Here is a 7,855-nt window from a genome sequence, read left to right on the forward strand (position 1 = left end):
GTCCCTGCCGGCGGCCGTCACTCGCGGGATGAACTCCTCGGCCGCCTCGACGCTCCCGGCCTCAACGACCACGTCGGCCGCCTCGATGGCGTCGGTGATCTCCTCGTCCGTGCTGCGGGAGCGGAGCACATCGCCGAGCCTGGCCCCGGGGACGTCGCCCCGCTCGAGTGCCTCGATGACCGCGCCGCCGATCGCGCCGGCACCGATCACGGCGACCACCAGCGGCCGGGTGCGCGCGGCCTGATCGGCTGAGCCGGTCACATCGACCGGGCTCGCCGCGGAACCGGCCGGGTCGGGCGAGGGGGAGCGCGGAGGGGTCATGGTGAGGCCACCGTACCTACTTTGATCAGCCATGACCCGTCGGTGTGGGACGTGCCAGCCACCTGTCCGGCCCGCCCGAATCCCCGTTGGCCTGTTGCGTACATCACACAGTGTACGTAATGCTCGTCACAACTTGACGGAGCGTCAAGTTTGTTCGACACCCCGTCCACGGAACCCCTCCCCGCGGACGCACCCTTCGCCGAAGGACACCAGCATGGCCTTCACCCTCCCCGAATCGCAGATCCCCCTCGACATCGATTTCGACCCCGACCACCTCCGTCAGCGTTTCGAGGCGGACAAGCAGGCCCGCCTGCGCCGGGACCAACTGGCCCAGTTCCAGGGCCTGGAGGACCTCCTCGAGGTGGACGACGCCGATCCGTTCTCCGACCCGATCACCCGCGAGCCGGTCACCGAGGAGCTCGACACCCTGGTCCTGGGAGGCGGGTTCGGGGGGCTAACCGCCGGTGCCTACCTCACGCAGAACGGCGTCGAGGACTTCCGGATCGTCGAGTACGGCGGCGACTTCGGCGGTACCTGGTACTGGAACCGCTACCCGGGCGTCCAGTGCGACATCGAATCGCACATCTACATGCCGCTGCTCGAGGAGACCGGGTACATCCCCAGCCAGCGGTACGCCGACGGCTCCGAGATCTTCGAGCACGCCCAGCGCATCGGCCGGCACTACGACCTCTACGACAAGACCTACTTCCAGACCCGCGCCACCCACGCGCAGTGGGACGAGCAGGCCCAGCGATGGGAGGTCACCACCGACCGCGGCGACCGGTTCCGCACTCGCGTCCTCATGCGCTCCAACGGCGCACTGACCAAGCCGCAGTTGCCGAAGGTGCCCGGGATCGCGGACTTCGAGGGCAAGATCTTCCACACCAGCCGCTGGGACTACGACTACACCGGCGGATCGGCGGCCGGGAACCTGGAGAACCTGCGCGACAAGCGCGTCGCCGTGGTGGGCACCGGCGCCACCGGCGTGCAGGTGGTGCCCTACCTCGGTGAGGACGCCAAGGAGTTGATCGTGGTGCAGCGCACGCCGAGCGTCGTGCAGCCGCGCAACAACCGCAAGACCGACCCGCGGTGGGCCGAGTCGCTCCAGCCCCGTTGGCAGTACGAGCGGCACGACAACTTCAACGGGATCATCTCCGGGCACGAGGTGGACGGGAACCTGGTCGACGACGGCTGGACCCACCTGTTCCCGCAGTTGACGGGCCAGCCCCTGGTGGACACGCCCGTCGGTGAACTCCCGGAGGCGGACCAGGCGCTGGTCGCCGAGCTCGCGGACATGAAGCTGCTCATGGGCGCCCATCAGCGGGTCGACTCGATCGTCACGGATCCCGCGACCGCCGACGGTCTCAAGCCGTGGTTCGGCTACATGTGCAAGCGCCCCTGCTTCAACGACGAGTACCTGCAGACGTTCAACCGGCCCAATGTCACGCTGGCCGCGTCGCCGACCGGGATCGACGGGATCACCTCCACGGGGATCGTGGTGGCGGGCACGCACTACGAGGTCGACTGCATCATCTTCGCCACCGGCTTCGAGACCGGGTCCGGCCCGGCGGGCATCTACGGCTACGACGTGATCGGGCGCGAGGGTCACTCGATGCAGGAGTACTTTTCCGAGGGGGCCCGGACCTTCCACGGGTTCTTCACCCACGGTTTCCCGAACTTCGTCGAGCTGGGGATGTCGCAGACCGCCTACTACGTCAACTTCGTCTACATGCTCGACCGCAAGGCCCGGCACGCCGCTCGGCTCGTCAAGCACCTGCTGGACAACGATCTCGGCACTTTCGAGCCGACGGCCGAGGCCGAGGCCGAGGCCGACTGGGTCGCCGAGGTGCGCCGGTCCAACGAGCCGCGCGAGGCGTACTGGGGTGGGTGCACTCCGGGGTACTACAACGGGCAGGGCGAGGTGTCCAAGGCCGTGTTCCGCGACGTGTACAACTCGTCGGAGATCGACTTCTGGAACATGATCGAGGACTGGTGGAACTCGGGTCGATTCGAGGGCCTGGTCTTCGAGTCGTCCCACACCGCGGTCCCGGTCGCCTGAGCGACGGGCCGCACGCCTGACGGACCCCGCGCCCCGCGACCCTAGGATTGGCGATCATGGTTTCCGGCCCGTCACCGACACCGGCCTCCGACGCTGTCGACGGCCGTCGCAGGCGTATCCCGAAGGGCGAAGTCCAGCGGCAGGTCATCCTCGACGGGTTCGAGGGACTGCTCGAGCAGATGCCGGCATCGGACATCTCGGTCAAGGACATCACCGAGGCCGCGGGGATCAAGCGGCCGAACTTCTACTTCTACTTCGAGTCCAAGAACGAGGTGCTGGGGGAGCTGGTCGGGCGGGCCTGGGACGCCTGGATCGACACCGTCGGGAGCTACCACCGGCGGGCCGGGGAATCGCACTCCGACTACTTCGACCGGCTCTTCGGCCAGTCCTACGCCGCGTGGGTGGAACACGACCAGGTGATGGTGGCCGGAGTACAGGCGACCGGATACGACGACAAGGTGAGGTCCCGCTGGACCGAGTTGGTGACGGGGTTGAACACTCACCTCGCGGAGCAGATGGGGCAGGACGCGGAGGCCGGGCTGATCGCCCCGTTGTCCGATGACCACGGGGCGATCGTCGACAGGCTGACGGACATGATCGTCATGGCCTTCTACCAGGACCGGTCGCTCAAGCCCGCCGAAGCCGAGTCGGCCCGGATGCTGGCGTCCATCAAGGCGATCTGGTTGGGGGCGTGGGGAGTGGCGGACGACCGGTGACGCGCGAGCCCGGGCCCGTCCCGCTCGCACTGACGGGACGAGCCCGGGCTGCTACCCGGCGCTACCGACTACTCGGTGCTGCCGACGAGCATGGTCGGGGTGACGCCGAGGTTGGCGCCGTCCGCGGCCAGGGCCCGGCCCTCCTCGGTGGACATCGCGGCACCCATCGCCTCGGCGTCCGCGAAGAACAACTGGGCCATGAGATGGAACTCGGGTGCGGATCCGTCCGGGCCGGGCAGGAAGCGCGTAACCTTGGCATCCTCGAGGCCGGGCACCTTGTGGGCGAGGGGGATATGCGTCCCGATGTAGTACTCGTCGAACTTCTCGACATCATCGGGCGTGGGGTACAGGACGGTGAGAGTGATCAAGGGAATCCTTTCGAGGGGCGCCCGGCCCGATGGCCGACCGTGGGGTGTCGTAGCGGTGATGATGCCGCAGACCACGGCGCCACGGGCCCGGTCCGTCAGGCGAGCCCTCGGAGTCGTGATCGCCGGCGCCCCGAACCTGGCCACCTGGATGGTGATGGGCGCAGGCATCGGTGTGGTCGTGGGGAGCGTCGCCGAACTGTGGCGTGACGTGGCACGCCGAACAGCTCACGGACCCACGCCCACCGCGCACTGATCACAGACCACCGCGGTACCGGCCGCGGCCCTATCGTGGTGTGATCCGATCCCGAGAACTCCGGAAGGACCGATCTGCCATGACCGCCATCACCACCGTCGACCGCGGCCCCCGCGTCGTCGCCCGCAGTGTCACCGTCAACGCCCCCGCCGAGGAGCTGTTCGGGCTCGTCACCGACCCGCGCAAGCACGGGCTCGTCGACGGTTCGGGGACCGTCAAGAGCAACGTCAAGGGCCCGTCGTCCCTGTCCGAGGGCGCCAAGTTCACCACCTCGATGCGCATGTACGGCGTCCCGTACCGCATCACCAGCACGGTCACCGAGTACATCGATACGCCCGACCAGAAGGTCATCGAGTGGGCGCACCCCGCGGGCCACCGCTGGCGCTGGGAGTTCACCCCGACCGCGGATGGGCGCACGGAGGTCACCGAGTGCTTCGATCCCCGGCCCTCGAAGATCGGCAAGGTCTTCGAGAAGATCGGCGTCGCCGACCAGAACGCGTCCGGCATCACCGAGACGCTCTCGCGCCTGGCCGCGAAGTACGAGACCGCGGGCTAGCCGCGGCCGGCCGGCCCGACACGGCCGCGTGCAGCCCGGTAGCGGGCGATGAGGGCCGCTGTCGAGGAATCCAGGTCGACTCCGCCTGGGCCGACTCCGCCGGGTTCGGTATCGCCGGGTTCGTCGGAGGCGAGTGCCGGGTAGAGGTCGCGGGCCTGTTTCTTCCCCAATTCGACCCCCCACTGGTCGAACGCGTTGATGTTCCAGATCGCCCCCTGGACAAAGACGACGTGTTCGTACAGGGCGATGAGCTGACCGAGGACGCCGGGAGACAGCGAGGGCGCGAGGATCGTCGTCGAGGGACGGTTGCCGGGCATCACCCGGTGAGGGACGAGAGCGGCCTCGGTGTCGTCGGCCCTCAGCTCGGCCTCGGTCCGGCCGAAAGCCAGCACCCGGGACTGGGCGAACATGTTGCTCACGAGCAGGTCGTGCATGGCGACACGGTCGTCGGCCGCCATCGTCCCGTCCGAGGGGCGGGCGATGCCGATGCAGTCGACGGGGACGAGGTGGGTGCCCTGGTGCAGGAGTTGGAAGAACGCGTGCTGACCGTTCGTCCCCGGCTCACCCCAGTAGATCTCCCCGGTGGGGTAGTCCACCGGGGAGCCGTCGAGCCGGACCGATTTGCCCAACGACTCCATGGTCAGCTGCTGGAGGTACGCGGGGAACCGGGCGAGATCGTGCGCATAGGGGATGACGGCCTTGGACTGGGCCCCCAGGAAACTCGTGTACCAGACGCCGAGCAGCCCCATGAGCAGGGGCGCGTTGCGGTCATCCGCCGCGGTGGCGAAGTGCTCGTCCATCGTGTGCATGCCGTCCAGGAACTCGGTGAAGACCCCGGGCCCGAGGGTGATCATGCAGCTGAGCCCGATCGCGGACCCCACGGAGAAGCGGCCACCGACCCAGTCCCAGAAGCCGAACACCGCCTCCTCGGCGATGCCGAACGCGGCCACCTCGTCGGACGCTGTCGAGACCGCGACGAAGTGCGCGGCCACGGCGTCCTCCGCGCCGAGGCGATCGAGAAACCATCGACGGGCGGCGTGGGCGTTCGCGAGGGTCTCCTGGGTGGTGAACGTCTTGGAGGCGACGATCACCAGGGTCGTCTCGGGGTCGATCCCGGCCAGGGTGGAGTCGAGGTCGCGGGGGTCGACGTTCGACACGTAGTGGGCGGTGATCCCGCCGGTCTGCAGGGGGCGTAGGGCCCGGTCGACCATCGCGGGCCCGAGATCCGATCCGCCGATGCCGATGTTGAGGACGGTGGTGATCTTCTTGCCGGTGTACCCGGTCCATTCCCCGCTCCGGACCCGCTCGGCGAAGGCGGTCATCATCCGGAGGGTCTCGTGGACGTCGGCGACCACGTCGCGACCATCCAGGGTCAGCGTGTCGCCGGCGTCTCGTCGGAGGGCCGTGTGCAGGACGGCCCGGCCCTCCGTGGTGTTGATGCGGTCGCCGCGGAACATGGCCGCGCGGCGGACTGGCAGGTCCGCGACGCGAGCGAGGCCGAGGAGCGCGGAGACGACCTCATCGGTGACCAGGTTCTTGGACAGGTCGATGTAGAGATCGCCTGCCGTCACGCCCAGTCGGCTCCCGCGGTCGGGGTCTCGGTCGAACAACTCACGCAGGGTGGTCTCACCCGTCGAGGCGGCCAGCGCCTCGACCGCTCGCCACTCATCGGTGGTGCTGATGTCCATGTCGATGCTGTTCACGGGCAGTCCTTCGGTGTGGTGGCGGAGGGGGCGAGGCTGACGATACCGTGGTGTACACAGTTGACTACAGTTTCCGTACACAGGTGACTACAGTGGCGGTGGCGGGTCGACGCACCCGCCCGGCTGCACCGACGTGAAAGGCCTCGATGACCACCACGAGCACGACGATGCTCCCCGCCCGTGCCGCGGCCCGCCTGTCGGGCAAGGTGGCTGTCGTGACCGGCGCCGGTCAGGGTGTGGGCCGGGGCATAGCCCTCGCGCTGGCGGAATCCGGAGCCGCGGTGGTGCCGCTCGCGGAACCGATGCCGCTGGACGAGTACTCGGACGCCGCGTTCCGCACGGCAAGGGAGGCGATCCGGTCGCTCACCCGGGCGGCAGCCTGTGAACGGGGTCCTGACGGGATCCGAGCGCTCGCTGTCGCCCCCCACGCCCACAGCCCCGGACTCGACCGGTGGATGCGCCACAACCCGGAGGAGGGCGAACAGTTCATCGCCGGCATACCGGCCGGGCGGGTGGGCGACCCCGTGGCAGACATCGGCCGGCCCGTGGCGTGGCTGTGCACGGCGGAGGCGTCCTACCTCACCGGCGTGACCATTCCGCTCGACGGCGGTCAGTCCCGCTGGGGCTGACCACCGCGTCCATCGTTTCCGACAGAAGAGGTCACATCATGCAGTTCTCCGTTCCGGTCGCGTTCAGCCCGATCGACCAACTCCTCGGCCTGGCCCGCGCGGCCGAGGACGCGGGCTTCGCCCGCGTCACGCTTCCCGATTCGCTGTTCCTGCCCCACCGGCAGGACACCGACTACCCGTACACGCCCGACGGGGCGCGGATGTGGGACGAGCACACCCCGTGGGTCGAACCCCTGACCGCGATCGCTGCGATGGGTGTGGCCACCTCGACCATCAGGTTCTGCCCGCAGGTCCTCAAACTCGGACCCCGTCAGCCCCTGCTGCTGGCGCGGCAGTTGTCCACGGTCTCCCACCTGACCGGCGGACGCATCGACCTGGGGGTGGGGATCGGATGGGACCCCAACGAGTTCGCGTGGTGTGGAGTCCCCTACCCGGGGCGTGGCAAGAGGGTCGACGAGATGCTCGAGATCATCCGCCTGGCCGGTGACGGCGGGTGGTTCGAATACCACGGTGAGCACTTCGACTTCGACCGCCTCACACTGGATCCGCCGCCCGTGGCCCAGGTGCCGTTCTACGTGGGCGGGCACACCGCTCCGGCGCTGCGCCGAGCCGTCCGGATCGGCCAGGGGTGGACCTCGGCGATGATGGGATTCGACGAGATCGCCGCCACCATCACCCGCCTCGGAGAACTACTCGAGGCCGACGGCCGCTCCCTCGCCGACCGCGGGGACGGCCGACCGTTCGAGGTTCAGGTGGCCTGCACCGACCGATACGGCAGCCGCGGTTTCGCCCAACTCGAAGAGGCGGGGGTCACCGATGTCATCGTCATCCCGTGGTTGATCGAGGGCCACGGATACGACGCCCCGCTGGACGCCAAGTGCGAGTCGATCGCCCGGTTCGGCGAGAAGTACATCAGCGCATGACCTCGACACACATCAACCACACCGCTACGACCCCAAGGAGCCCCGCATGCCCGACACCCCGTCCCTGAAGCTCGGTTACAAGGCGTCGGCCGAGCAGTTTGGTCCGCGTGATCTGGTGGAGTTCGCCGTGCTGGCGGAGCAGGCGGGGATGGATTCGGCGACGGTGTCGGATCATTTCCAGCCCTGGCGTCACGACGGTGGTCATGCGCCGTTCTCGTTGGCGTGGATGACGGCGGTGGGTGAGCGTACCGAGCGGCTGCAGTTGGGCACCTCGGTGCTGACGCCGACGTTCCGGTACAACCCGGCGGTGTTGGCGCAGGCGTTCGC

The 7,855-nt window shown here is 68.7% G+C and carries 8 protein-coding genes and 2 pseudogenes; 7 read left to right on the forward strand and 3 right to left on the reverse strand.

Annotated elements, in window-relative coordinates; genetic code table 11:
- Positions 1–321: pseudogene (locus G6024_RS10450) on the reverse strand (hypothetical protein); the annotation flags it as partial.
- Between the two features lie 214 nt (positions 322–535).
- Here G6024_RS10450 and G6024_RS10455 point away from each other — a divergent pair.
- Positions 536–2,380 (forward strand): flavin-containing monooxygenase, encoded by a 1,845-nt coding sequence (locus G6024_RS10455; RefSeq protein ID WP_067718203.1) that lies wholly within the window; start codon positions 536–538, stop codon positions 2,378–2,380.
- A gap of 56 nt (positions 2,381–2,436) precedes the next feature.
- Positions 2,437–3,096 carry a TetR/AcrR family transcriptional regulator gene (locus G6024_RS10460; RefSeq protein WP_067718200.1) on the forward strand — a complete coding sequence of 220 codons (660 nt, stop codon included), beginning with the start codon at positions 2,437–2,439 and terminating at the stop codon, positions 3,094–3,096.
- Positions 3,097–3,164: 68 nt separating this feature from the next.
- Here G6024_RS10460 and G6024_RS10465 read toward each other — a convergent pair whose 3' ends face one another.
- The gene (locus tag G6024_RS10465) at positions 3,165–3,464 is read right to left on the reverse strand and encodes an EthD family reductase (protein ID WP_067718197.1); all 300 of its coding nucleotides are present in this window, start codon (positions 3,462–3,464) and stop codon (positions 3,165–3,167) included.
- A 58-nt stretch (positions 3,465–3,522) separates the two neighbouring features.
- On the opposite strand from G6024_RS10465, the gene G6024_RS10470 reads away from it, so the two are divergent.
- Both G6024_RS10470 and G6024_RS10475 read left to right on the forward strand, forming a co-directional pair.
- On the forward strand, positions 3,523–3,717 hold the full coding sequence (locus tag G6024_RS10470; RefSeq protein ID WP_182640360.1) for a hypothetical protein: 195 nt from the start codon (positions 3,523–3,525) through the stop codon (positions 3,715–3,717).
- A 79-nt stretch (positions 3,718–3,796) separates the two neighbouring features.
- A complete protein-coding gene (locus tag G6024_RS10475; protein ID WP_067718191.1) occupies positions 3,797–4,273 on the forward strand; it encodes an SRPBCC family protein in 477 nt (158 codons plus the stop codon).
- On the opposite strand, the gene pgi is transcribed toward G6024_RS10475, so the two are convergent.
- Entirely contained in the window at positions 4,270–5,961 is a 1,692-nt protein-coding gene (pgi, locus tag G6024_RS10480; RefSeq protein WP_159148656.1) for a glucose-6-phosphate isomerase, read from the reverse strand. The two genes, G6024_RS10475 and pgi, sit on opposite strands and share 4 nt — an antisense overlap.
- A 287-nt stretch (positions 5,962–6,248) precedes the next feature.
- On the opposite strand from pgi, the pseudogene G6024_RS10485 reads away from it, so the two are divergent.
- The 3 genes and pseudogenes from G6024_RS10485 to G6024_RS10495 form a co-directional block, all read left to right on the forward strand.
- Positions 6,249–6,605 (forward strand): annotated as a pseudogene (locus G6024_RS10485) (SDR family oxidoreductase); the annotation flags it as partial.
- A gap of 38 nt (positions 6,606–6,643) precedes the next feature.
- Positions 6,644–7,528, forward strand: coding sequence for a TIGR03619 family F420-dependent LLM class oxidoreductase (locus G6024_RS10490; RefSeq protein ID WP_067718186.1), 885 nt, complete (start codon positions 6,644–6,646; stop codon positions 7,526–7,528).
- 46 nt (positions 7,529–7,574) lie between these two features.
- The coding region (locus G6024_RS10495; RefSeq protein WP_159147559.1) for an LLM class flavin-dependent oxidoreductase at positions 7,575–7,855 on the forward strand (281 nt) is incomplete at its 3' end.

Source organism: Dietzia maris, from assembly GCF_014144855.1.
Classification (GTDB): domain Bacteria; phylum Actinomycetota; class Actinomycetes; order Mycobacteriales; family Mycobacteriaceae; genus Dietzia; species Dietzia kunjamensis.

Excerpts from the sequence above, each read along its gene's own strand:
- pgi (WP_159148656.1), bottom strand. The coding sequence starts at position 5,961 with ATGGACATCAGCACCACCGATGAGTGGCGAGCGGTCGAGGCGCTGGCC.
- G6024_RS10490 (WP_067718186.1), top strand. The coding sequence starts at position 6,644 with ATGCAGTTCTCCGTTCCGGTCGCGTTCAGCCCGATCGACCAACTCCTC.
- G6024_RS10470 (WP_182640360.1), top strand. The coding sequence starts at position 3,523 with ATGATGCCGCAGACCACGGCGCCACGGGCCCGGTCCGTCAGGCGAGCC.
- G6024_RS10475 (WP_067718191.1), top strand. The coding sequence starts at position 3,797 with ATGACCGCCATCACCACCGTCGACCGCGGCCCCCGCGTCGTCGCCCGC.
- G6024_RS10455 (WP_067718203.1), top strand. The coding sequence starts at position 536 with ATGGCCTTCACCCTCCCCGAATCGCAGATCCCCCTCGACATCGATTTC.
- G6024_RS10460 (WP_067718200.1), top strand. The coding sequence starts at position 2,437 with ATGGTTTCCGGCCCGTCACCGACACCGGCCTCCGACGCTGTCGACGGC.